Raw genomic sequence first — 25,337 nt, 5'->3', positions numbered from 1 at the left:
ATAATACCTGTAAACCACAAAATACCTGTAACTTTTCTACAGATTTTCCTGCCCAAAACTGTGCATTAAGCATAAAAATATGCCAATCCACCACTTTTTAGCTATTTCTTTACATTATAAACAATAATTTCCCATAATTCCACCATCCTCCCCAACATTCCCGAAACATTTTCAAAAAACTCTGGTCAAAATCTACGAAATTCCGCTGGAAAAAAATGAGAAAAAAGTGCAAATAAATTATTGATAGCTTATATAAATTAGAATATACTAATCAACGTAAGTTAAACATAATAATAAATAGGTGTTTCTAAAGCACAAAAAGGAAGGATGATATGATGCCGTTATCAATGGTAAACGAAGGAGAGCCGCAGGTGATCAAAAAAGTCGGCGGTAAAGAAGAAACCCGTAAATTTCTTGAAAATCTTGGATTTGTACAGGGAGCTACTGTAACCGTTGTAAGCGAGATCGGCGGTAACCTGATCGTGAATGTGAAAGATTCCAGAGTTGCCATTGGCAAGGATATGGCAAATCGGATCATGGTCTGAAATCCAGAAAAAAGGAGCAAGCATTATGAAAACATTACGGCAAGTTGGCGTAGGTCAGACTGTCACAGTGAAGAGACTGCATGGCGAAGGACCTGTAAAGAGACGTATCATGGACATGGGAATCACCAAAGGTGTGCAGATCTATGTACGTAAAGTTGCACCGCTTGGAGATCCTATTGAGGTAACTGTAAGAGATTATGAACTGTCTCTGAGAAAAGTCGATGCAGAAATGATCGAGGTAGAGTAAGTACTGTACCAGACATAGTACTTTGGCGTTCCTGAGAGCGAAAGCCAACAGGAAACTGCAGCTGCGCATACATAAGGGAAATGAGCACAGCATGAAATTGCATATTCTGGAAACGAATAGGTAATTTTTTTTACCTGGTCGGTTAGCGAGATCTAATAAATAAGTGGAAACGCTAACAAATGAAAGCTGATTAAAACAATCGGCAGTAGTGGGCAACCAAGATCAGCAGAAGCTGGCATATGTAAGCCCCGAAAAATTGAAAAAAGAAAATCTGGAAAGAAAGAGGAGGCATGAAAATGTCGATTAAGATTGCACTTGCAGGTAACCCTAACTGCGGCAAGACCACATTATTCAATGCACTGACCGGCTCTAACCAGTTCGTTGGTAACTGGCCTGGTGTAACAGTAGAGAAAAAAGAAGGTAAACTGAAAGGCCACAAAGATGTAACAATCATGGACCTTCCTGGTATTTATTCCCTTTCCCCATACACGCTTGAGGAAGTGGTTGCCAGAAATTACCTGATCAACGAGATGCCAGATGCGATCATCAACATCGTAGATGGTACAAACCTTGAGCGTAACCTGTATCTGTCCACACAGATCATGGAGCTTGGTATTCCGGTAGTTATGGCAATCAACATGATGGACCTGGTTCAGAAATCCGGAAATAAGATCCACATTGACAAATTAAGCAAAAAGCTTGGCTGCGAAGTAGTTGAGATTTCCGCTCTGAAAGGAACTGGAATCATGAAGGCTGCTGAGAAAGCAATCAGCGCAGCACAGAGCAAAAAGAAAACTGTTCCGGTTCACGAGTTCGCACAGGATGTTGAGGATGCGATCAAATCTGTTGAAGATAAGCTGACAGGAACTGTTGCAGATGCTCAGAAACGTTTCTTTGCAATCAAACTCATCGAGAAAGATGACAAGATCGCAGAGCAGATGAAGAGCATTCCGGATGTATCTTACGAAGTAAAAGCTCTGGAAGATAAATTCGATGATGATACAGAGAGTATTATCACAAATGAGCGTTATGTATACATTTCCTCCATTATTGGACAGTGTTATACAAAATCCTCTACAGGAAAGAAACTTACAACATCTGATAAGATCGACAGAATCGTAACCAACAGATGGCTGGCTCTTCCGATCTTCGCAGTTGTAATGTGGGTTGTTTACTATGTATCTGTAAGTACAGTTGGTGGTTTTGTAACAGACTGGACAAACGATGTACTGTTCGGTGAGATCATTCCTCCGGTAATCGAGTCTGCTCTGGAAGCTGTACACTGCGCTGCATGGCTGCAGGGACTGATCCTTGACGGTATCGTTGCCGGTGTTGGTGCTGTACTTGGTTTCGTACCGCAGATGTTAGTTCTGTTCCTGTTCCTTGCATTCCTTGAGTCCTGCGGATACATGGCTCGTGTTGCATTCATCATGGACAGAATCTTCCGTAAATTCGGTCTTTCCGGAAAATCCTTCATCCCAATGCTGGTCGGTTCCGGATGTGGTGTTCCTGGAGTTATGGCTTCCCGTACAATCGAGAACGACCGTGACCGTAAAATGACAATCATGACCACAACATTTGTTCCTTGTGGTGCTAAGCTCCCGATCATCGCCATGATCGCAGGTGCATTCTTTGATAACAGTGGATGGGTATCCACAAGTGCTTACTTCGTTGGTATCGCAGCAATCATCTGCTCCGGTATCATCCTTAAGAAAACAAAAATGTTCGCTGGCGAGCCGGCACCATTCGTTATGGAGCTTCCGGCATACCACTGGCCAACAGTCGGCAACGTATTAAGAAGTGTTTGGGAGAGAGCATGGTCCTTCATCAAGAAAGCTGGTACCATCATTCTTCTTTCCACAATCGTTCTTTGGTTCCTCATGGGATTCGGCTGGGAAAACGGCGGATTCGGAATGGTAGAAGAGCTGAACAACAGTATTCTTGCTAAGATCGGTTCCGGTATCGCTTGGATCTTCACTCCACTTGGATGGACAAATGCCGGAGAAGGTTGGAAGATGGCAGTTGCTGCTGTTTCCGGTCTTATCGCAAAAGAGAACGTCGTTGCTACATTCGGTATGCTCTTCGGATTTGCTGAGGTTGCAGAAGATGGAGCTGAGATCTGGGGAAATCTAGCAGCAGTTATGACTCCTGTTGCAGCTTACGGATTCCTGGTATTCAACCTTCTGTGTGCTCCTTGCTTCGCAGCTATGGGTGCGATCAAGAGAGAGATGAACAACGCAAAATGGTTCTGGTTTGCAATCGGATATCAGTGCGGACTTGCTTATGTAGTTGCACTTTGCATTTATCAGATTGGTACACTGCTTACAGGCGGCGGATTTGGAATTGGAACTGTTGTAGCATTCGTTCTGGTTGCAGCATTCCTGTACCTGCTCTTCAGACCATATAAAGAGAGCAGCAGCTTAAAAGTTAATACAAAAGGTATTGCTTAAGTAAAATAGCTTGCAAAAATAATTCAGCCTGTATCCCTTTAAGAGATACAGGCTGGAATTTTTATATAAGGGGAAATCCCAAGAGGAAGATTTCTTTTTACATAAGAATTCCAGATGACACAAAAGTTTAGAAAAGGATGGCGATGAATGATGGAAAAAGCAGTTGAAGAAAAAGCATGTGAGACTCATGAAGCATATCAGCGTACAAAAATGCAAAGAGATATGATCCTTGAACGATTACGCGAACAAGGCTGCAGAATCACCAGGCAGCGCCAGCTGATCCTGGTTATTATTCTGGAGGAGGACTGCTCCTGCTGTAAGGAAATTTATTACAAAGTACAGGAGAAAGATAAAAATGTGGGACCTGCCACCATTTACCGTATGGTAAATATGCTGGAAAAAATCGGTGCCATCAGCCGTAAGAATATGTACCGGATTTCCGGCTGTGAAACATGCTGCCAGGAAAACGGCTGCACTGTAAGACTTAGTGATGATACTGTCTGTAAGTTACCTTCTGAGGTCTGGAAGCAGGTTGTAAGAGAAGGGCTTAAAAATATGGGCTATATCGGAGATCAGGATATTGAGAGTATTGAGATGACCATGTCAAAGTGTGGTGCATGACCATAAGGACAGTCAATCTATATACGTCAATACTGCGAACCGATGCGTAAAAGAAAGGCGGAGGTGCGGCAACTATGTGGTGTATGAAGAAAGAAGGAATGAAGGAGTCCAGGGAGGATTATCTGGAGACCATTCTGATCCTGAATAAGAAATCCCCCGGAGATGTGCGTCCGGTGGATGTGACCAATCATCTTGGCATCACCAAGCCAAGTGTGACCAGGGCCATGACAGAGCTGGAAAAGGATGGTCATATTACAAGAAATGAAAAAGGACGTCTGCTTCTCACAGAATCAGGAAGAGAAATTGCAGAGAATGTTTACGAGAAGCACCAGGTGATCACGAAGCTGTTTGCAAAATGTGCCAATGTGTCAGAAGAAACAGCGGAGTCAGATGCCTGCAAAGTGGAGCATGTGATCAGCGAGGAGACCTTTCAGGGAATAAAGAGCTATCTGGATACAATAAAATAAAGTGTTATGCAACTTATACAAAGTGCACAAAAATAACACTTGTTAGTTGCACGAAACATGGAAAATTAATGAGAAGATTTCTCAACAAGAAAAAAGTACTGGAAATTCCAGAAGACCTTATATATAATTCGAGAAATCGAAAGATAACTAATAACAAAAAACATTTTACTATAAGGAGGAATTTAATCATGGCAAGTTTTAAATGGGACAAAACAGGACTTTTCGCAGCAGGTGTTTTATTCGGAACTGCTGGTATCAAGCTCCTTTCAAGCAAAGATGCAAAGAAGGTTTACACAGAGTGCACAGCTGCTGTTTTAAGAGCTAAGGATTGTGTAATGAAGACTGTAACAACTGTTCAGGAGAACGCAGGTGACATCTACGCGGATGCACAGCAGATCAACGAGGACAGAAAAGTAGCTGAGGAGCCATTCGAGGATGAGGCAGCTGAAGGCGAGACAGAGTTCAAAGAGACAGAAGAGGCTGAGACAGAGGCTGAATCTGAGTAATCTGCCCGGCTCTCGAACATAGTGCAAAACAGTGTCTTGGAATAGACTGAATGCATTGTACCGGATTTTTTAAATAGAAGATACTGTATTTTGTAACTGTAAAACAGATGCATACTGGGGACTGCCGTATATCACGACAGTCCTCTTAATTGTTACTGTTCGTTTGAAAAATTCCGCGAGGTGTTTTGTGTGAACAAAGTTCACAGAAAACCCGAGAGTTGTAGCGCGAAATCATGCTTGCATGATTTTTGTGCATCGCGGAGCGCTTACTGTGAACGTAGTGAACAGTAACTCTTGCTTTGAAAAGTAGGTGAACAAGTTGAAATTTACGATTAAACACGAGAAGAAAGGACGAATCCGTGTCCATCTTTTTCAGAAATACATGAACTTTACCCAGGCCGATACCCTTCAGTATTACCTGGAAAACCTGGATGGAGTAAAGAAAGCCCAGGTATTCAACCGTACCTGTGATGCTCTTATTTATTATACTGGCGAGAGAGCAGAACTGCTGAAGCAGATCCAGGCATTTGGCTACAGCCGTGTCAGCGTACCGGCGCAGGTGTTGGAGAACTCCGGAAGGGAATTAAATGAGACATACAAGGAGAAGCTGGTAAATAAGATCATTTTCCATTATGGACGTAAGCTTCTTTTGCCATATCCATGGTCCGCAATTTATACCACTGCAATGTCAGTGAAGTATATCTGGCTGGGCGTTAAGACATTATGGAAGCGTAAGATCGAGGTTCCGGTTCTGGATGCCACTGCAATCGGTGTTTCTATTTTCCGAGGAGATTTCTCCACAGCTGGTTCTGTTATGTTCCTGCTTGGAATCGGAGAACTGCTTGAGGAGTGGACACACAAGAAATCTGTGGACGATCTTGCACGTACCATGTCCCTGAACACAGGCAAGGTATGGCTGCGCAGCGAGGGCACAGAGGTGCTGGTTGACGCAGACAAGATCCAGACTGGTGACATGGTTGTAGTACATATGGGAAATGTGATCCCATTCGACGGTGTGATCGCAGAAGGTGAGGCTATGGTAAACCAGGCTTCCCTGACTGGCGAATCCGTTCCGGTAAGAAAAGTAGTAGGAAATTCCGTATACGCAGGTACTGTGGTAGAAGAAGGCGAGGCTGTCATCACAGTAAAAGCAGTTGGAGGTTCCAGCCGCTATGAGAAGATCGCAGCTATGATCGAGGACACTGAGAAGCTGAAATCTGGTCTTGAGAGCAAGGCTGAGCATCTGGCTGACAGACTGGTTCCATATACACTTGGCGGTACAGCGCTTACTTATCTGCTTACCCGAAATGTGACCAAGGCTGTTTCTGTACTGATGGTTGACTTCTCCTGTGCACTGAAGCTGGCTATGCCGGTTTCCGTACTTTCCGCCATCCGCGAGGCAGGAGAATACAAGATCACCGTTAAGGGCGGCAAGTTCCTGGAGGCAATTGCCGACGCCGATACCATTGTATTTGACAAGACAGGTACTCTTACCAAGGCAGAGCCTACAGTGACCAAGGTGGTATCATTTAATGGAATGAGTGAAGATGACCTTCTTCGAATTGCTGCCTGCCTGGAAGAGCATTTCCCGCACTCTATGGCAAAAGCCGTTGTAGATGCAGCGAAAGAGAGAAAGCTGGATCATGAGGAAATGCATTCTAAGGTACAGTACATTGTAGCTCACGGTATTTCCACAACCATCAAGGATAAAAAGGTTATTATCGGAAGCTCCCATTTTGTATTCGAAGATGAGAAATGCACCATTCCGGAAGGGATGGAAGAGCAGTTTAAGAATCTGCCAAATGAATATTCCCATCTGTATCTTGCAATTGAGGGCAGTCTCTCTGCAGTTATCTGCATCGAGGATCCTCTCCGTGAGGAAGCCCCTGCAGTCGTAAAAGCACTGAAAAAAGCTGGTTTCAGCAAGGTGGTTATGATGACTGGTGACAGTGAGCGTACTGCTAAGGCTGTTGCAGCCAAGGTTGGCGTTGACGAATATTATTCCGAGGTCCTTCCGGAAGATAAAGCAAGCTTCGTAGAGAAAGAGAAAGCAAAAGGCCGCAAAGTGGTTATGCTTGGTGACGGAATCAACGATTCCTCGGCTCTTTCCGCAGCTGACGCAGGTATTGCAGTAAGTGAAGGTGCTGAGATCGCAAGAGAGATCGCAGACATCACCATCGGCGCTGACAACCTGGAAGGTATTGTAGTTCTGAAGAACATCAGTGACGCGCTGATGAAGCGTATCCACAATAACTACAGAACCATCGTAGGATTTAACACAGGACTGATCCTGCTGGGCGTTGCCGGAATCCTGCAGCCAACTACATCCGCACTGCTTCACAATACTTCTACATTGCTGATCGGTATGAACAGCATGAAGAATCTGGTGGGGACAGAGGAAATCTAAACAGATGTGCCGTTTATCGGCGGCATTACGTATAAGAAAAATGGTTGCGTTCTGCCCATAGCGGTTCCGTAACTGCTGAACATATGAGAGAGTTAATGAGACAGTTTTTCATTAACTCTCTTTTTTTAGTTTGGTACTTGACAGCAATAAAGGATTAGGGTAAACTAACATCATAAAAGTTAGCACTAGCTAACTAAACGAAGCGTATTGTGGAAGTGAGAACTTCTTATTTTTTTAACAGATGGTTAGAACAAGCTAACGAAAATGAGAGAAGAAAAACTACTTCGATTTCAGAAGCTTTCAGAAGACCCGGAAAGGACAGTTCACATGAGTATTGTAATCATCGGCGGCAACGAGAGAATGGTGTGTCAGTACACCGATATCTGTAAGAACTATGGATACAAAGCAAAGGTTTTTCCAAAAGAGAATGGAGCCATCCGTAAGAAAATCGGATGCCCAGATCTGATGGTACTTTTCACAAATACAGTGTCCCATAAAATGGTCATCAGTGCTTCCCAGGAAGCTAAGAAAAATAACATCCCGGTAGCACGTATCCATACCAGCAGCGCAAGTGCTTTAAAGTGTGCACTGGATGAGCACGCAGTGATGGCATAAAGAAGAATTTGCGAGCCACATTCGCAAAGTGGTTATAGGATTTTGAATGCAGCTAATGTTAGGAGATTATCATGATTGAGAAATGTCTCATTGAGCACTGTGCTCCCACTCTTGCTTCACTAAAAGCAGCCAATCTTTTTAATGCCTGCTGTGAAGAGGGAGAAAATATAGACCTTCAGATTTCCATGTGGAATCAGCTGATGAATCCAAAGGGCGTGAAGCTGATAGCGCTCCGTAGCCGCGGCAACCGTTCCCTGATCTATGTATATCGGGAAAAACAGCTGGCGAAGAATCTGAACCGTCCCGGAGTTGCCCGGTTTTTGAAAAAATATGGATACGAAAATACAGAACCGGAACAGTGTCTGGCGCTTCTGAAAAAACGTTTTGAAGCATCAGAAGACTTTCCACATGAGATTGGGATTTTTCTTGATTACCCGCTTGGGGATGTAATTGGTTTTATCCAGAACGGCGGACAGAATTATAAATGTTCCGGCTGCTGGAAAGTATATTGTAATGAATGTGAAGCAATGAAAATGTTTCAGAAGTACCATAAATGCCGTGAAGTTTATCGGAACTTATGGGCAAAAGGCAGGAGTGTTCTGCAGCTGACAGTGGCTGCTTAACATACATAAAGAGTCAGATGTGGGGGAATAAATACAAGAACGTTTCCGAAGGCTGACAACAAAATTATTAAGAAGAAAGAGGTAGAATGAAGTCATGAGTAAAGTAGCAGTTGTATATTGGAGCGGAACCGGTAATACAGAGGCAATGGCAAATAAAGTAGCAGAAGGTGCTAAGGCTGCTGGTGCTGAGGTAGAAGTGATCAGCGCTGACGATTTTGACGGAACAGATATCAGCGGTTTTGACGGCGTAGCTTTCGGATGCCCTGCAATGGGAGATGAGGAGCTTGAGGATACCGTATTCCAGCCAGTATTTGAGGCATGTGAGCCAAAGCTTGCAGGCAAGAAAGTAGCTCTTTTCGGTTCCTACGGATGGGGAGATGGCGACTGGATGCGCAGCTGGGAAGAGAAATGCCAGAATGACGGCGTAGCACTTGCTGTTGACAGCGTAATCTGCAACGAAGAGCCAGATGATGAGGCTCAGGCAGCCTGCATCGAGCTTGGAAAGGCTATCTGCTAATTGGGATTGCTTTCATAAAATAGAATATAGGATATTATAACAATAATGATATTTACAGCCGATATTGGTGCGAATAAACGTACTGATAGCGGCTGTTTTGATATATTGGAATTGGAAGAATGAAATTGTACGGCTATAAAATGAAAAATGTAATTTGAACTATTCCTGGGAGGTTTTTGAAGTGATATTTTGAAGAACCGGATTTACTAAATAAATTGACCGGAATCCTGGCAGGGAGTATAATTATGCCAGAGAATTAAGACAGTAAAAATCCCCATAAAAGCCAAAATTCTCCCCTCTGTTCAAAGACTTTCAGATAAGGTAAGATGAAGATAGCAAAGTGGGAGATTATCTCAAAACTACAGCGTAAAGGAGAAAATAGAAATGGCAGTTACAGAGAAAAAATACCAGCTTGGAACAGCTGAGAACCAGGAATTCCTGCAGGGTGTAAGAGATGGTTTATTAAGCTTCGGACATCAGTTTCCGTCACCAGGAGGAAGCTCCTATTATCTTGGAGATGACGGTACTCCATGGAGGGACCGCAACCGCGAGACCTGGATCACAAGCCGTATGACACATGTGTACAGCATTGGTTCCATGTTAGGACATGAGGGCAGCGAGGCGCTGGCAGATGCAGCTTTGAAAGGACTTCGCGGTGAGCTTCATGATGATAAGAATGGTGGCTGGTATGCAGGGCTTACAAAGGATAATGAGATCGTTCCAACCAAGCAGTGCTATGCGCATGCCTTCGTAATTCTGGCGGCTTCTTCCGGCGTTCTGGCTGGCAGAGAAGGGGCAGCAGAGCTGTTGAAGGATGCCCTTGCACTCTATGATCTGCGCTTCTGGAATGAGGAAGAGGGACTTTCCTGTGATACCTGGAATACAGAGTTTACAGAACTGGATTCTTACCGTGGTCTGAATGCCAATATGCACACGGTTGAGGCGTTTCTGGCAGCTGCAGATGTGACAGAGGATGAGAAATACCGCGTACGCGCAGGCAGGATCATCGACCATGTTCTGGTATGGGCGAAGGATAATAACTGGCGTATTCCGGAGCATTTTTCCAGTGACTGGGTACCGGATCTGGAGTGCAACAAAGACCGTCCGGATGACCAGTTTAAGCCATATGGAGCAACTCCTGGACATGGAATTGAGTGGGCAAGACTGATCACACAGTGGGCGCTTTCGACTTACAAAGAGGACAAGGCTGGTGCAGCACCATATATTGAAGCTGCTGAGAATCTATACAATCGTGCTGTTTCCGACGCATGGAACGCAGATGGTGCACCTGGAATCTGCTATACCACCGATTGGAACGGCAAGCCAGTAGTTCACGACAGAATGCACTGGACTCTTGCAGAAGCAATCAATACTTCTGCTGTACTGTCCCATGTAACGGACAATGAGAAATATGCAGCAGATTATGCAGAGTTTATGAAGTATCTGGATGAGAAGGTTCTGGACCACGTAAACGGTTCCTGGTTCCATCAGCTGGATCGGGAGAATAACCTGCTGGAAACCGTATGGCCTGGTAAATCTGACATTTATCATGCACTGCAGGCTACACTGATCCCGTATTATGATCCAAGCTTGTCTATTGCAGTGGCTGTGAAGACGCAGGCGAGATAGTTAATTACATTCTTCGAAGTGTGCTGCTATTAACGAATTGAATCGTGTAATAAAATGTAAAATAGAAATGCCTATGGATTGCAATGTCATATTTGATATGACATAATCGGAAATATAGCTGAAGCTTTTTATATTTTAACAAATGAAAAGGGGGAAGAAGACCATGAAACTTCTTCCCACTTTTGAAATCGAAGGCGCCGGGATCCGTGGCAAGATTGAGAAAAAGTTTACTTTCCTGAAGCCAAAATATCAGGTGGATTTCAATGGCTGGCAGATAAACGGCGATTTCATGGCCTGGAACTACGACGTAACCGACAAACGCGGCAATATTGCCGCCCACATTACCAAAGAACTTCTCCACTGGGGAGATACCTACGTAATCGACTACGCCGATCCCGCGGATGAATTGATGGCACTTCTGTTGGTGATTGCCATTGATGCTGCGAACTGCAGTGGGGATTGATTAAAACGTATTTACAGCAAAGGTCCCGGAAAATATTTCCGGGACTTTTGCTGTATTGTTGTATTTTTATTTACTTTCTTCATACTGGTTCGATTTCCAGATCACGCTCACAAGTCTTGCAATACAAGCCTTTAAATCCTCCAGCTTCAAGGTTCCCTCTGCCAGCTCTTTTTTCATATTGTCATGATCTCCGAAGCAGCCTGGCATTACCAGGTCATTTCCAGCGCGCATGCAGCCAGAAGCGGTACAGCTGTCATCGCGTTCGGTGGTGGTCCAGTCGGTCATGATCATGCCTTTAAATCCCCACTCATTTCTTGCTGCATCTGTACAAAGGTCATGGTTGTTTGCTGCATGGACACCATCTATCAGATTGTAGCTGGTCATAATAGACAGTGGCTGGGATTCCTTTATTGCAATCTCAAAGCCTTTCAGATAAAGCTCACGGATGGTTCTCTCAGAAACAATACTGTCAGAACCCATACGGTTGTCTTCCTGATTGTTGCAGGCAAAATGCTTGATGGTGGTTCCACAGCCGTAGTTGGACTGCACGCCCTCTGTCATGGCAGCCGCAATGGTTCCTGCCACGTATGGATCCTCGGAATAGTACTCGAAGTTCCTTCCGCAAAGAGGATTTCTATGGATGTTCATTCCAGGAGCAAGCCATAAGGTAACCCCGAAATACTCCATTTCTTTTCCAATCATAGCGCCAACTTTCTGGATCAAATCGGTGTTCCATGTCTGCGCCAGCATAGCACCTACCGGGATTGCAGTACAGTACTGATAGTAACGCTCACCTGGCAGTTCTGTTGGTCCGTCATAGAATAAGCCGCCCTCAAGACTAAATTCAAATGGCATGGAAACGATCTTTCCATTGTCCACGTTATAGTACTTCATAAGGCGAAGTCCTGCAGGACCGTCTGCAAGTACAATACTTGCAAGACCTTTGGAGGTAGCGCAGCGGTGTGTCTCACCAGCAGAGCCCGGTACAGAGATTCCTGCTGCACCAAGGTTGCCGCCCTGGGCTTTTCCAGGATCACCAGCTGCAAGGTCAATTAATTCCTCTACAGACAGAGTGTTTACAAAATCCATGGCTTCGGCATCAGCAAGCTCACGATTCTCTTTATAGATAATTTCTTTGGTGGTAAAATCAGCCGCCTTCAGTTTCAGAACCGGAAGGGCTTTTTTAGTTGCCGCTGACTCCAGCTCTGCTTCCCGCTTGCTGCTTGTGCCATTTTTCTGTGCCAGTTCTTTTAATTCCTTTCTTTCTTCTGACAGGAAAAGATTCTTCACCTTCTCAGTCATCACATCCTGATCCAGTTTCACTCCTCCGATCAGCTCTGCGCTCTCCAGACTGTTTCCCAGGAAAATACCATAGAAGCCTTTTTCCAGAACCCAGGCAGCTTTCTTCTCGTCATAAGAAGTCAGACGCTCTACAGGAATTTCCAGAGTCATTTCCTGGCTTTCTCCTGGCTGAAGCAGATCTGTTTTTCCATAAACCACTAGACGATGGGCTTCTTTTTCCAGAGCGCCGCCTGGCAGGGATGTGTATATCTGTACCACTTCCTTACCAGCTGTGATGCCAGTGTTTTTTACAGATACGGATACATGAATTTTATCATTATTGTTATTATTTTTACTTTCTAATTCAATATTTTCTTTTTTTAATGCAAATGTAGTATAAGAAAGTCCGTAACCAAAGCCATAGCGCACCGGAATCTGAAAGGTATCAAAATAGCGGTATCCTACATAGATTCCCTCTTCATAAAATTCCTTCTCCACATTTCCATTATTATGGGAAAAAGTAGCGGCGCTTGGATAGTCCTCATATTTATAAGCCCAGGAATCAACCAGCTTGCCGGAAGGATTCACTTTACCGGAAATCACATCCGCAAAGGCATTTCCACCTTCCATGCCTGGCTGTACGATCACAAGGAGAGCTTTGATATTTGCAAACTCATCCATGAAAGACAGGTCCACCTGACCGCCTGCATTGACGGCAACGATCACATTCTTATAGTATGCACAAAGATCAGATAACATCTGGTGCTCATCATCCTTCAGATAGTAATCGCCTTTGGCTGCATTCCGGTCAGCACCTTCACCAGCCACACGGCTGAGCACATAAATGGCTGTGTCGGTATTCTCACCATCTGCCGGCTTTTTCACAGGATCACCGGTTGGCATGATAAACGGTGTGGTGCTGTAGATGGTGAAGAAATCCATTACATCTCCGCCGTTTCCGCCAGATCTTGCAACAATATCGTTTTTCCAGTCCTGGCGGGCTTTTTCGTAAATCTTATCATAGCTTCGGATCCAGTCTTCATTGGTAATCTTATATCCGGTATTTTTCATTCCCTGCCAGATCGTTACATTTTCACGCTCATTTACATCACCTGAGCCTGTTCCGCCTTTGATGGTCCTGCCAGCGCCTGCGCCGTAGATGGCAACAGCACTTCCGGCCTTTAATGGCAGTACCTTATCCTCGTTTTTCAGAAGGACCATTCCTTCGGCTGCCGCTTCACGGGCAACCAGGCGGTGTTCAGGCTCCCAGGACTGTACTTCCGGATCAGTGGTTCCGGAGAAAGTTCTTTCTTTCAAAATTCGATTCATTGTAATCCCTCTTTCATCATCACAGTTATCTGTTCCCATTTATGCTCTTTGCAAAACCATTTTGCAAAGTGTTCTCTGTGAACGATAACCTCTATTATGCTTCCTGCGCAAATTCTGCAAATGCCTCTTTCACCTTCTGCTCATCGTCAGTATCGGCATTTAGTACCAACGGCTGGCTTAAATCCAGGCTGAAAATTCCCATAATGGATTTAGCATCCACATAATATTTTCCGCTCTGAAGATCCATATCGCAGTCAAATTTGCTGCAGATCTTGTTGAATTTATCCGCATCCTGCATGGACACGATCTTTACGCTTAATTTTACCATAATCAAAATCCTCCTTACAAGTCTCTTTCTTCAAAGTACCATATATCGAACTTTACAGCTGTTGCTTTCACAGATGTTTCCAAAGCATTTTTAAAGTACAGTTTCTTTCAAACCTAATTACTTCTCGCTAAAATATTCTCTCAGCAGATAAGTCGGTGTACAGCTCCACGCATGGCAATAGCTGTTTACAATACTGCTTCCATATGGGGACTCTGCCGGATTTTCCGGATTGTAAAGCTCCCAGAAGGTATCTGCACCGTGACGGATCATGCCGCCCCAGTAATATTTCATGTAATCCATAGCAGCCTCTTTTTTGCCGCACAGAAGCAGTGCTTCTACATAATGATGGTTCATATAGGGGGAAACCATGCCTTTTTCCGGTTTCAGAGCAGCCACTTTTTCCAGAATTCTGCCGCCTTCTGCCGGATTCACAACACCGGCCAGTACCATCCATACCTGGCTTGCATAGTTGATCTGTTTTTCTTCGCCGCTTACGAATAAACCGCTTGCAGGATCCAACAGGTACTTCCTTGCAGCCTCTGTTTTCGCAGCTGCCTCGCTGGAAAGTTCGGCCTCTTTTTCTTTATTTCCAAGTATCTGTGCAATCTCCAGAACCTTTTTGGCACAGTAGATATATACGCCCTGCATGGCCGCCTGTTTGTCCAGGCCTTCTGTCCAGTCGATGAAAGCCCAGAAGCCTTCGCCAGATTGCAGCAGATCTTTTTCATCAAACTGAGCCTTTGCCAGTTCCATCTGACGATATGCACATTCGCTCAGGTCCTGAAGTGTCTTCATGTCACCAGAAGCCTTATAATAATCCAGAAGAGCAGCTCCGAAGAACATGGAGTAATCCAGAAGGAAGGTATCATCCACAATAAATTGGGGTTCTGTGAAAAGGCAGGCACTTACCAGACCATCCTCCCTTGTCTGGGCAGCAAACAAGTAGAGGCATCTTTTTACCAGGTCAAAATTACGGAAGGTAGCATAGTTTGCCAGAGCCTGCAGTCTTAAATCCCCAAGCCAGAGACGTCTGTCACGTTTCGGACCGTCCTCGAAAACGGACTGCATACAATTCATCAAAGTACGGAGGCTTACTCTGTCCAGAGCACGAATCATTTCGTCATCACTTTCAAAAGGCTTTACCTGATCCATACTGACGGAAGAAACGCTGACACAGGTCACATCCTCTACAACCAGCTGCCATTTCAGAGAAGTGTCAATGGCTTCGATTTCCATATAGCGGAAAGCATAACGTCTTGGCAATTTCAATTCCGCAGGAAGGACGTCCACATGAAGGAACTCTTCCTGGATCCAGCCACGGCTGATCCATCCATCATAGTCTTTAGAATCCTCGGTCATTTCTTTTGCAATCTCACCGAATTTCAGGCGGAAGAATGCAGGTGCATCCTGAGGGCTTCCAACAGAAGCCAGCTTCAGAGTTACATATCCAACCTGGTGATCTCCGAAATCCAGGCACAGCTTATCACCTTTTGAAAGGTGATAGCCGGAAAGATGCTCGATAGAATCACGAAGAACTACCTCTGGGTAAACATTCTGTGTTTTCACAATGTCCACAATAGACGCCGGTTTTACCACTATTTCATGAAGCTTTGGCGCACAGGCCTCTGCTTTTTTTACAAAGCCCTCATTTGTCACGCGGACCATATTCAGATCAATGCTTACTTCAGGCATTACGCAGTTCTCCTTTCATCCAGCTCCTTAATGATCTGTGGATAGATCTTATCAAGGTTATAGAACATCATCGTGATGATAGTTGCAATATTCATAACAATGGGAACCCAGATATACATGGTTGTAATGTAGCTCTGTGCGGTTGTGCTCTGTACGGAAAGGGCAGCGTCAAATCCACCGAACTGGAGAAGAGCTGCTCCAATACTGCTGGCGATTGCCATACCAACTTTTCCGATAAATCCGTTTACTGCGGAAAGAGTTCCAGCTGTGTTGACACCGCTTTTCCACTCACCGTAGTCAACCGGGTCAGGCTGCATTGCAAAGTGCATGCTTCCTTTCAGACCATATCCGGCAGCTGCGATCACGGCGCCACCGATGAGTACCGGTACATTTGTTCCGCCAAAGAAGATGATGAGAAGACCGCCTGCATGCACTACGCTTCCTCCGATCATCAGATTTCTCTTACTTGTAAGTTTTACAAGGAATGGAGCCAAAAGGTTAGTTACGATCGGAACCAGTGTTGTGATGGTCGCTACGATCTGTACCATAGCGGTGTTCTGAACAACGTATGTAAAGTAATAAATAACGGCGCTTGCCTGGATCACATATCCGCCGAAGAACCATACAATGTTCAGTGCAAATAATTTCCATGGACCATTGTGGAGCAGACAGGAAATGTTTGCTTTCAGGCTGACTTTTTCTGACTGTACCATAACTCGTTCTTTGGTGTTAAAGAAGCAGAAGAAAAATACCAGACATCCGATCACACCGAAGATGATCATGACAATACGGAAACCAAGTGCTTCATTTCCGTTTCCAAACTTGTCTACCAGTGTTAAGGCAAAAGCACTTACAACTGTGGAACCAACGGATGAGAAGAAGGTTCTGCAGGATGCAAGGACGGTTCTCTCATGTGGGTTTTCGCTTAGTGCCGGAAGGATGGATGCCATTGGGATGTTGACAATTGTGTAGGATGTTGACAGTAAAATGTAAGTGACATATGCGTAGATCAGCATTCCCGTCTGTCCAATATCCGGGACAGAAAATGCAAGAACTGCTGTGACACCAAATGGAATTGCTCCAAACAGGATCCAGGGTCTTGATTTTCCCCATCTTGTATTGGTCTTATCAATCAGGTATCCTACGATCAGGTCAGAAACGCCATCGATAAATTTGGTTACCAGGAACATGATGCTGACTGCACCTGCATTTAAGTGCATTACATTTGTGTAAAAATACAGCAGATACAGGGAAATCATCTGCCAGATCAGGTTGCAGGCAAAATCGGATGAACCGTAGCCGATTCTCTGACGCCAGAGAACGATCTTTACTTTCTTTTCAACTTCGTTCATTTTTCATACCTCCGTGGTTTTTTGATGGTTTTACTTTAACCCTTTTAGGAGGTTTCTCCAATTGTGATTTTTTTCGTGAAAGACTGACTTTTTTTACGATTTGTTTTCGAAAAGCATGATCTTTTTTTGGCTGCGTTTTTTGCTGATTATGGGTTTTCTTATAAAATGATACATGGTATACTCAGCTTAATTATAAGTAGTATATTAATTCCAAACAGTCCCGGGACATCACCGTTTCTGCTTTCTAAAAAGGGGTTCTGCTTAGGGAAACTTTATAACATAATGAGGATCGTACTATGAAATTAACCAGAAGTGAATTTCAGGATTACATACATTCTTACGAGACAGACGAGATTTTTTACCGGGATCTGTACTTTGCAGAAAAAGAGCACCCGGAAACATTTATGGAATACTGCCAGGGACTGGACCGGGAACTGATCACCAGCCACAGGCTGTATGTCCCTGCCCTTCGCAAGGAGGCCTGGTTTCCTTACCTGGAAGAGAGCGATATGTTCCGGGATTTTAATGGAAATATTATGCTGTGCAAGCATTACCGTTATTCTCCGGTCTATGTACACGAGCATGAGTTCTTTGAGATCCTTTGTGTTTATGATGGAACTGCGCACACGGAGATCCAGGGAATTTCCCATACCCTGCACACGGGAGATATCTGTATTATTCCGCCTCACACCAGACATAGTGTGAGCATTTTTGATGACAGTATTGCCTTCAATATTCTGGTACGGGGTTCTACCTTCCAGACCACCTTTTTCCAGACACTGACTGCTGACAGTGCGCTGGCCCAGTTTTTTGCTCATGTGTTATACCATAAAACGGAGGGGAATTTTCTGATCTTTCACGCTGGAAATGATCATATTGTTATGGAATCACTGGAAAATCTTTATATCGAATATCTTGGACATGAGAAATACAACTATACCTTTCTAAATTCCATGCTGGTGCTTTTCTGGGCACAGCTTCTGCGTTATCATGAGAAGGATATTGAGTCTATTCTTACAAAGGATACTACAGGAAGTTCTATGACGGAGATTCTGAATTATCTGAACCACAATTACCAGACTGTCACCTTAAGTGACACGGCTGCCCATTTCGGATACAGTGTTTCCCATTTCAGCACTTTGATCAAGGAAGGAACCGGACGGAATTTTCTTCAGATCATCCGCGATATCAAACTGAACCAGGCTTGCCGGGCCCTCCGGGAAACCACCCTTAGTATTCCTGCCATCTGTGAACTGGTAGGATATGAAACACCGGAGCATTTTATGAGGACGTTTAAGAAGGCGTACGGGATGACACCTGGGGAATATCGGAAGAAGCCAAGAGAATAAAAATTAAGAGCAGGAGATGAGTGTAGTTCGGAAGGGATTTTAGCAGATTTTCTTTCACAGAACCGTGCGGAGGCGATTAGAATGAGTATATTTGAGTATGACAAAGAGGTTGAAGAACGAAAACTGAGGAGGACAGAATCTGGCGTTGATTCTGTCCTCTTGAGATATTGGGCTGAAAGGGAATGTTTCCTTTTCACGGTAAACTTCATTCATCCCACCCATCATACAGCCGGATGTTCACCTGGATATTTCTGACTACATCTCCATCATCTAAGTCCATATCGTCAGGATCTGTGATGGGAGGGAGCTCTGGGACTTCTTCGGAGAGCTCTACGGAGATCCAGTCGAATGCGGCGGCGTTGGCGTTTTCGATGGCCTCGTCTAAGGTGTCGCCCTCGCCGAAGCAGCCTTCCAGGTCAGGGAAAGTTCCCTTATAGCGACCGTTTTCGGTTTTCTTAAAAACTGCAGGATATATAAATTTCATGATAAACCTCCCGGAAATAAAATAACATATTGAAAATTAATTTCAATTATAAGCGTTTGGGCATGTAAATACAAGATAAGAAAAAACTTGTATTTAAGAAAATACGAAACGAGAAAAGATGTGGCAGCGGAGCCAAAAAGAATCCGAGAAACAGGATTGTCAAATATAGGGGAAAATGATATTCTTACAACAGAGTAAGAAAACATCTGCTGGAGGTGAAATCTTGGAATTTCAGCACGAATTGATCATACCAAATGAAGGGCTTCCCTTCAAAATATTTTTATTCGAAGGCGGACACGGCAATTACGAAAGAGAGAAGCACTGGCATACCTCGATCGAGATTTTTGCAGTGCTAAAAGGTAGACTGACCTTTTACCTCAATGAAGAAGAGTACCCCCTGGAGGCAGGCGGACTGATCATTATTAATTCCAATGAAATCCATTCCATTCACGCTCCGGGGAAAAATGAGACCGTGGTTCTGCAGATCCCGCTGAAGCAGTTTGAGAAATATTTTACCGCACAGCGCTTTATCCGTTTTACCAGTGCGGCCCGAGTAGCAAGGGACAAAAAGTCCAAAGCCCCAGATAACCGGAAGCTTGCTTTTTTCATAGAAGAGCTTTACAAGGTGTACCGCGCCCGTGAGGAAGGCTGGGAGTACCGGACTATGGCTCTGTACTACAATATTTTGTACCTGATGGTAAGAGATTACCGTGAGACAGAGGCAGCCCAGGAGGAAATCCAGGACAGCCGCCGCCTGGATGCTTTGTCAAAAATTACCACTTACATGCGTGAACATTATACAGAAGAACTAAAACTTTCCGAGATGGCGAATTTATTTGGCTATTCAGACGCTTATTTGTCGCGAATGTTCAAAAAGTATGCAAAAATCAATTTTAAGGCTTATTTACAGGAAATTCGCATGTCCTATGCCTGCCGGGAATTGAAAAACACGAAAAAAACAGTGAGCCAGATCGCCCTGGACAACGGTTTCGCCAGCAGCAGAGCCTTTTCCAGAGAGTTTCAGAAGAAATATGGCAGACTTCCAAGCGAAGTGAGACAAAAATATAACATAGCTCAAAAAGAGGAAAATGTCAAAAAAGTGCTATAGATAAGACAAGAAAACCGTCGTAAAGCATACCAGAAGATGGTATGCTTTTTTCATGCAAAAAGAATTGTGCAGAACATGCGCAAAAGGAGGTTAATCGTGAAGATTCAGAAAGTAACAGATCCGGCCTTCCGCAAATACGGACAAGTGCTGGAGGGATATGACTTTACAGGCCTTATCAAAGAGATGAAGCACACACCGGTTCCGGAGGACGTGATCTACGTTCCATCTGTGGAAGAACTGGAGGCACTGGATGTTATGAAAGACCTGCAGAACAAGGGATACGGCGGACTGCCGGTCCAGATCGGATACTGCAATGGTCATAACAAGAAGCTGAATGCAGTGGAGTATCATCGTAACTCCGAGATCAATGTAGCGGTTACAGACCTTGTCCTTCTTATTGGACATCAGCAGGACATTGAGCCGGATCATACCTATGACACATCCAAGATCGAGGCATTCCTTGTACCGGCTGGAACCGGAATCGAGGTTTATGCTACCACACTTCACTATGCACCATGCCATGTGAATGAGGGCGGTTTCCAGTGTGTAGTTGTACTTCCTAAGGGAACCAACACAGACCTTACCTTCCAGACTGAGAAGACTGGAGAGGACAGCCTGATGACAGCTAAGAATAAATGGCTGATCGCACATGAGGATGCGAAGATCGAAGGCGCATTCAATGGTCTGAAGGGTGAGAATATCACAATCGACTGATACACAACAGATTTTTACAATCTGTGGGTTGCATGATTCAATAATTAGAATATTAAAATATGGAGGAATACATATTATGAACAATATACCAGTAGTAAAACTTGGATTAATCGCAGTAAGCCGTGACTGTTTCCCGATTCAGCTTTCTGAGAAGAGACGCGCAGCTATCATGGACGCTTACAAAGGTGAGCTTTATGAATGTCCAGTAACTGTTGAGAATGAGAAAGACATGGAGAAGGCTCTTGAGGATGTAAACAAAGCTGAGTGTAATGCACTTGTTGTTTTCCTTGGAAACTTCGGCCCAGAGACTCCAGAGACTCTGATCGCTGAGAGATTTGACGGACCTTGCATGTATGTATCCGCAGCTGAGGGTGACGGCGACATGATCAACGGACGTGGCGATGCTTACTGTGGTATGCTGAACTGCTCCTACAACCTGAAAATGCGTCATCTGAAAGCTTATATTCCGGAATATCCGGTTGGAACAGCTGATGACATCGCAAAGATGATCGCTGACTTCGTACCAGTTGCACGTGCCGTTATCGGTGTTCGTAATCTGAAGATCATTACCTTTGGACCACGTCCACAGGATTTCTTCGCATGTAATGCACCGATCAAAGGACTCTATGAGCTGGGTGTTGAGATCGAAGAGAACTCTGAGCTTGACCTTCTGGTTGCTTACAAAGAGCATGAGAACGATCCTCGTATCCCAGAGGTTTGCGCAGATATGGCGAAGGAAATGGGCGAGGGCAGATATTATGCTGACCTTAGCGAGAGAATGGCACAGTTCGAGCTTACTCTTCTTGACTGGGCAGAGGCTCACAAGGGCGCTAGAAAATACGTTGCATTTGCTGATAAATGCTGGCCGGCATTCCCGTCACAGTTTGGATTTGAGCCATGCTATGTAAACAGCCGTCTTGCTTCCAGAGGAATCCCGGTATCCTGTGAGGTTGATATCTACGGAGCACTCAGCGAGTACATCGGACTTTGCATTTCCAATGACGCTGTTACACTGCTTGACATCAACAACTCTGTTCCGCAGTACATCTACGATGAGGACATCAAGGGCAAATATGATTACAAGCTTACAGATACATTCATGGGCTTCCATTGTGGAAATACTCCTGCTTGCAAGATGTGCGATTCCAGAGCTGTTAAATATCAGCTGATCCAGCACAGACTTCTTGAGCCAGCAGGATCTGAGCCAGACTTCACAAGAGGAACTCTTGAGGGAGATATCGCTGCTTCTGATATTACATTCTATCGTCTGCAGTGCAACTCTGAGGGAGAGCTTGTTTCCTATGTTGCAGAAGGTGAAGTTCTTGACGTACCTACAAGATCCTTCGGTGGTATCGGTATCTTCGCGATCAAAGAGATGGGAAGATTCTACCGTCACGTACTGATCGAGGGTAACTTCCCGCATCACGGCGCAGTTATGTTCGGACATTATGGAAAAGCATTCTACGAAGTAGTGAAATTCCTTGGACTTGATGTTAAGAAGATCGGTTACAACCAGCCAGCTGGTGTAAGATATCCTACAGAGAATCCATGGGGCTAATACCTGGGCATGGCCCACGGGCTGCTCGCAGGATGAAATGACTTGAATAGAAATTTATAGGCGTATATAGAAACGGCCGTACCACTTTATGCGGTACGGCTGTTTTTAGATAGCTGCAAACTCTTACAGAATTTTTTGCTATCGCAGAGCGCCGCACATATGACGTTAAGGAGGATAAAAATGTATTTTATCGGTGTTGATCTTGGTACTTCCGCAGTAAAACTTCTTCTTATGGAAGAATCCGGAAAAATTTGTAATATCGTATCAAAAGAATATCCATTATTTTTCCCGCATCCGGGCTGGTCTGAGCAGAATCCGGAAGACTGGTACACACAGAGTATGGCTGGAATGAAAGAACTGACAGAGGGTATTGACCGCTCCCAGGTTGCAGGAATCAGCTTTGGCGGACAGATGCATGGTCTGGTAACCTTAGACGATCAGGATCAGGTAATCCGTCCTGCAATTCTTTGGAACGATGGACGTACTTCTGAGGAGACTGATTATCTGAACAATGTGATCGGCAAGGACAAGCTTTCCAAGTATACTGCAAACATTGCATTTGCTGGCTTTACTGCTCCGAAGATCCTGTGGATGAAGAAAAATGAGCCGGAGAAATTTGCAAAAGTAGTGAAGATCATGCTTCCCAAGGATTACCTGGCTTATCGTTTAAGCGGTTCCTTCTGCACAGATGTATCTGACGCTTCCGGTATGCTTCTTCTGGATGTAAAGAATCGCTGCTGGTCTAAAGAAATGATGGAGATCTGCGGTGTGAAAGAAGAGCAGCTTCCGAAGGTTTATGAGAGCTGGGAGGTTGTTGGAACACTGAAACCAGAGGTTGCAAAAGAGCTTGGTTTCTCTGAGGATGTAAAGGTTATCGCTGGTGCTGGAGACAATGCAGCAGCAGCTGTTGGTACTGGAACTGTTGGTGACGGACAGTGCAATATTTCCGTGGGTACTTCTGGAACTGTGTTTATTTCCAGCAAGAATTTTGGCGTAGATGAGCACAATGCCCTTCATTCTTTCTGCCATGCAGATGGAAGCTATCATCTGATGGGATGTATGCTCAGCGCTGCTTCCTGTAATAAATGGTGGGCTGAGGAAATCCTTGGAACAAAAGATTTCAACGCAGAGCAGGCTCCTATTAAGAAGCTTGGTGAGAACCACGTATTCTTCCTGCCATACCTGATGGGTGAGCGTTCTCCGCACAATGATCCGGACGCAAGAGGCGTATTCTTCGGCATGTCTATGGACACTTCAAGAGCAGATATGACTCAGGCTGTCCTGGAAGGTGTTGCTTTTGCTCTTCGTGATTCCCTGGAAGTAGCCAAGAGCCTTGGAATCAAGATTGAGCGTACCAAGATCTGCGGCGGCGGTGCTAAGAGCCCACTGTGGAAGCAGATCATTGCAAATGTTATGAATATTAAGGTTGATGTTCTGGAAGTGGAAGAGGGACCGTCACTTGGAGGTGCTATGCTGGCTGCTGTTGGCTGTGGTGTTTACCCGGATGTTGAGACTGCTGGCAAGAAGCTTGCCAAGGTAGTGGATACGGTAGAGCCTACACCGGAGCTGGCTGCGAAATATGAGGAGAGATACCAGAAGTTTAAAGAACTGTATCCGGTTATGAAACCGCTGTTTAAGAATCTGTAAGCAGTGCCTCAATGCGAAAGCAATTTTGTAATTGATAAAAACTAGTACATCATAAACTAAGCAACTGCCACATTGACTTATCTGATTTTTCATATGCCACTCCTAAGTCGGTCGCCGTAGCCACCGCTACGCCTCTTTCCTCTGCCTGGCATATGAAGAAATCATCCTACGTCAATGTAGCAGAGATGCACTAGTAAATAAAATGGTGATTGTGTTAGTTGTGAAAAAATGACATAATCACCATTTTTATATATTCTGGATATTTATAGAATGAATTTCTCCAGAACCTCCGCGACGCCGTCCTCATTGTTGGTGCGTGTAGTAATATAATCCGCGCATTCTTTCACGCCCTCTGGCGCGTTTGCCATGGCAGCGCCAAGTGCTGCATGCTGGATCATAGACAGGTCATTGAAGCCGTCGCCGATGGCGATGGTCTGATCGTGGGTGAAGCCGTAGAGTTCCCCAATCCGGTCAATAGCAGCGGCTTTTGACACTTGGCTGTTGAAGAATTCCAGATAAAATGGCTTGGAAGTACAGAAGGTGACATTGTGGAAATGAGCTGTATTTTGCAGCTCTTTTTCTATTTGCTGAATTTTTAAGGTATCGTCATACCATAGGATTTTTGTAATCCCCTGCGCCAGAAGCTGGCCTGTAGATGGCATGAGAAGCGGCGTTACCTTGGTAGCCTGGCTGTATTCCTGAATACGGTCATTGAGCTTGTTCCCATATAATTTATTATCCGACCAGATGCACATGGTAGTATCATAGTTCATTCCTGCTTCCAGGATCAGACGGGCATCGTCAGATTCCAGCTCCTGTTTATACAGAACACGTCCGTCAGCAGAATCCAGGATCATAGCCCCGTTATAGGTGATCACTGGCCCCTGGATCCCCAGCTGTTCCTGATACCGCTCCACTCCCTGAATAGGGCGCCCTGTGCAGATGGAGAAAATCAATCCCTGCGAAACTGCGCGTCGGATAATTTCTACCGTGTATGGCGTAATTTCATTTTCATCATTTAATAAAGTGCCGTCCATATCGGCGGCTGCGAATCTGTAATCCATGATGCCTCCACGAAAGATAAAAAGTAATGTATGGCAAATAGCTGTCTTATAAGAGAAAGCCCGCTGTGTGAGAAAATCCTGTAAGCGGACTTCCTTTTGTATTATAAGCTGAATACCGCGCTTTAATCAATCATTTTGAACTGTTTTTTGTGCAAAGATTTTTAGCCCAGAATGTTGACGAATAAGGATAATCCGAGTATCTTATTAATTATAATGCTTAAAAATTATTTGGTTCAACTCCAATTTTAGTGGATAAGGGTCAAAAGGGGCGTGGCACAGCCAGCTGTAACTTGCCAGCAACAAGGTATATCATCGAGGCAAATCCTCTGAATGTATTAAAG

Annotated in this window: 23 protein-coding genes; 17 read left to right on the top strand and 6 right to left on the bottom strand. The window is 44.6% G+C overall.

The features are described 5' to 3' along the window. Positions 1-332 precede the first annotated feature (332 nt). From ACTQ50_RS12810 to ACTQ50_RS12755, 12 genes are all read left to right on the top strand, one after another. Complete coding sequence (locus tag ACTQ50_RS12810; RefSeq protein WP_441484546.1) at positions 333-545, top strand: FeoA family protein; 213 nt, start codon at positions 333-335, stop codon at positions 543-545. Between the two features lie 25 nt (positions 546-570). Further along, positions 571-792, top strand: coding sequence for a FeoA family protein (locus ACTQ50_RS12805; RefSeq protein WP_118581832.1), 222 nt, complete (start codon positions 571-573; stop codon positions 790-792). Between the two features lie 296 nt (positions 793-1,088). Continuing rightward, positions 1,089-3,242, top strand: a complete 2,154-nt coding sequence (gene feoB / locus ACTQ50_RS12800) for a ferrous iron transport protein B (protein WP_441484545.1) — start codon at positions 1,089-1,091, stop codon at positions 3,240-3,242. A 147-nt stretch (positions 3,243-3,389) separates the two neighbouring features. Further along, positions 3,390-3,863: a transcriptional repressor gene (locus ACTQ50_RS12795; protein ID WP_441484544.1), complete on the top strand. Its 474-nt coding sequence runs from the start codon at positions 3,390-3,392 to the stop codon at positions 3,861-3,863. Positions 3,864-3,937: 74 nt separating this feature from the next. Further along, positions 3,938-4,330 (top strand): metal-dependent transcriptional regulator, encoded by a 393-nt coding sequence (locus tag ACTQ50_RS12790; RefSeq protein ID WP_441484543.1) that lies wholly within the window; start codon positions 3,938-3,940, stop codon positions 4,328-4,330. 188 nt (positions 4,331-4,518) lie between these two features. Next, a complete protein-coding gene (locus ACTQ50_RS12785) occupies positions 4,519-4,836 on the top strand; it encodes a DUF6110 family protein (protein ID WP_441484542.1) in 318 nt (105 codons plus the stop codon). A 319-nt stretch (positions 4,837-5,155) separates the two neighbouring features. Further along, positions 5,156-7,243: a heavy metal translocating P-type ATPase gene (locus tag ACTQ50_RS12780; protein ID WP_441484541.1), complete on the top strand. Its 2,088-nt coding sequence runs from the start codon at positions 5,156-5,158 to the stop codon at positions 7,241-7,243. A 327-nt stretch (positions 7,244-7,570) separates the two neighbouring features. Continuing rightward, positions 7,571-7,858, top strand: a complete 288-nt coding sequence (locus tag ACTQ50_RS12775; protein ID WP_226819719.1) for a DUF2325 domain-containing protein — start codon at positions 7,571-7,573, stop codon at positions 7,856-7,858. A gap of 71 nt (positions 7,859-7,929) precedes the next feature. After that, positions 7,930-8,481 carry a DUF3793 family protein gene (locus ACTQ50_RS12770; protein WP_441484540.1) on the top strand — a complete coding sequence of 184 codons (552 nt, stop codon included), beginning with the start codon at positions 7,930-7,932 and terminating at the stop codon, positions 8,479-8,481. Positions 8,482-8,575: 94 nt separating this feature from the next. Beyond that, positions 8,576-8,998, top strand: coding sequence for a flavodoxin (locus ACTQ50_RS12765; RefSeq protein WP_441484539.1), 423 nt, complete (start codon positions 8,576-8,578; stop codon positions 8,996-8,998). 384 nt (positions 8,999-9,382) lie between these two features. Beyond that, positions 9,383-10,627, top strand: a complete 1,245-nt coding sequence (locus tag ACTQ50_RS12760; protein ID WP_441484538.1) for an AGE family epimerase/isomerase — start codon at positions 9,383-9,385, stop codon at positions 10,625-10,627. Between the two features lie 163 nt (positions 10,628-10,790). Next, positions 10,791-11,090, top strand: coding sequence for an LURP-one-related/scramblase family protein (locus ACTQ50_RS12755; protein ID WP_441484537.1), 300 nt, complete (start codon positions 10,791-10,793; stop codon positions 11,088-11,090). Positions 11,091-11,156: 66 nt separating this feature from the next. Here the strand turns inward: ACTQ50_RS12755 and ACTQ50_RS12750 are convergent, their stop codons facing one another. From ACTQ50_RS12750 to ACTQ50_RS12735, 4 genes are all read right to left on the bottom strand, one after another. Beyond that, positions 11,157-13,700 carry a glycoside hydrolase family 3 protein gene (locus tag ACTQ50_RS12750; RefSeq protein WP_441484536.1) on the bottom strand — a complete coding sequence of 848 codons (2,544 nt, stop codon included), beginning with the start codon at positions 13,698-13,700 and terminating at the stop codon, positions 11,157-11,159. 94 nt (positions 13,701-13,794) lie between these two features. Continuing rightward, positions 13,795-14,028, bottom strand: coding sequence for an HPr family phosphocarrier protein (locus tag ACTQ50_RS12745; RefSeq protein WP_441484535.1), 234 nt, complete (start codon positions 14,026-14,028; stop codon positions 13,795-13,797). A gap of 117 nt (positions 14,029-14,145) precedes the next feature. Then, positions 14,146-15,720 carry an alpha-L-rhamnosidase-related protein gene (locus tag ACTQ50_RS12740; RefSeq protein WP_441484534.1) on the bottom strand — a complete coding sequence of 525 codons (1,575 nt, stop codon included), beginning with the start codon at positions 15,718-15,720 and terminating at the stop codon, positions 14,146-14,148. After that, entirely contained in the window at positions 15,720-17,072 is a 1,353-nt protein-coding gene (locus ACTQ50_RS12735) for an MFS transporter (protein ID WP_441484533.1), read from the bottom strand. Before ACTQ50_RS12735 ends, ACTQ50_RS12740 begins: the two co-directional genes overlap by 1 nt. Before the next feature lie 296 nt (positions 17,073-17,368). Here ACTQ50_RS12735 and ACTQ50_RS12730 point away from each other — a divergent pair, with 296 nt between their 5' ends. Then, positions 17,369-18,421 carry an AraC family transcriptional regulator gene (locus ACTQ50_RS12730; RefSeq protein WP_441484532.1) on the top strand — a complete coding sequence of 351 codons (1,053 nt, stop codon included), beginning with the start codon at positions 17,369-17,371 and terminating at the stop codon, positions 18,419-18,421. Positions 18,422-18,626: 205 nt separating this feature from the next. Here ACTQ50_RS12730 and ACTQ50_RS12725 read toward each other — a convergent pair whose 3' ends face one another. Further along, positions 18,627-18,905, bottom strand: coding sequence for a type II toxin-antitoxin system HicB family antitoxin (locus ACTQ50_RS12725; RefSeq protein ID WP_441484531.1), 279 nt, complete (start codon positions 18,903-18,905; stop codon positions 18,627-18,629). 223 nt (positions 18,906-19,128) lie between these two features. On the opposite strand from ACTQ50_RS12725, the gene ACTQ50_RS12720 reads away from it, so the two are divergent. From ACTQ50_RS12720 to xylB, 4 genes are all read left to right on the top strand, one after another. Next, on the top strand, positions 19,129-20,013 hold the full coding sequence (locus ACTQ50_RS12720; protein WP_441484530.1) for an AraC family transcriptional regulator: 885 nt from the start codon (positions 19,129-19,131) through the stop codon (positions 20,011-20,013). A gap of 96 nt (positions 20,014-20,109) precedes the next feature. After that, positions 20,110-20,727, top strand: coding sequence for a DUF4867 family protein (locus ACTQ50_RS12715; RefSeq protein WP_441484529.1), 618 nt, complete (start codon positions 20,110-20,112; stop codon positions 20,725-20,727). A 76-nt stretch (positions 20,728-20,803) separates the two neighbouring features. Further along, positions 20,804-22,285, top strand: coding sequence for an L-fucose/L-arabinose isomerase family protein (locus ACTQ50_RS12710; protein ID WP_226819712.1), 1,482 nt, complete (start codon positions 20,804-20,806; stop codon positions 22,283-22,285). 180 nt (positions 22,286-22,465) lie between these two features. After that, positions 22,466-23,932: a xylulokinase gene (gene xylB, locus ACTQ50_RS12705; protein WP_441484528.1), complete on the top strand. Its 1,467-nt coding sequence runs from the start codon at positions 22,466-22,468 to the stop codon at positions 23,930-23,932. 263 nt (positions 23,933-24,195) lie between these two features. Here the strand turns inward: xylB and ACTQ50_RS12700 are convergent, their stop codons facing one another. After that, positions 24,196-24,996, bottom strand: coding sequence for a Cof-type HAD-IIB family hydrolase (locus ACTQ50_RS12700; protein ID WP_441484527.1), 801 nt, complete (start codon positions 24,994-24,996; stop codon positions 24,196-24,198). Between the last annotated feature and the right edge of the window lie 341 nt (positions 24,997-25,337).

Source organism: Blautia sp. Sow4_E7 (assembly GCF_052116245.1).
GTDB lineage: Bacteria > Bacillota > Clostridia > Lachnospirales > Lachnospiraceae > Blautia_A.
The sequence above is the reverse complement of the archived record's forward strand: the minus strand, read 5'-3'. Positions and strand labels throughout refer to the sequence as shown.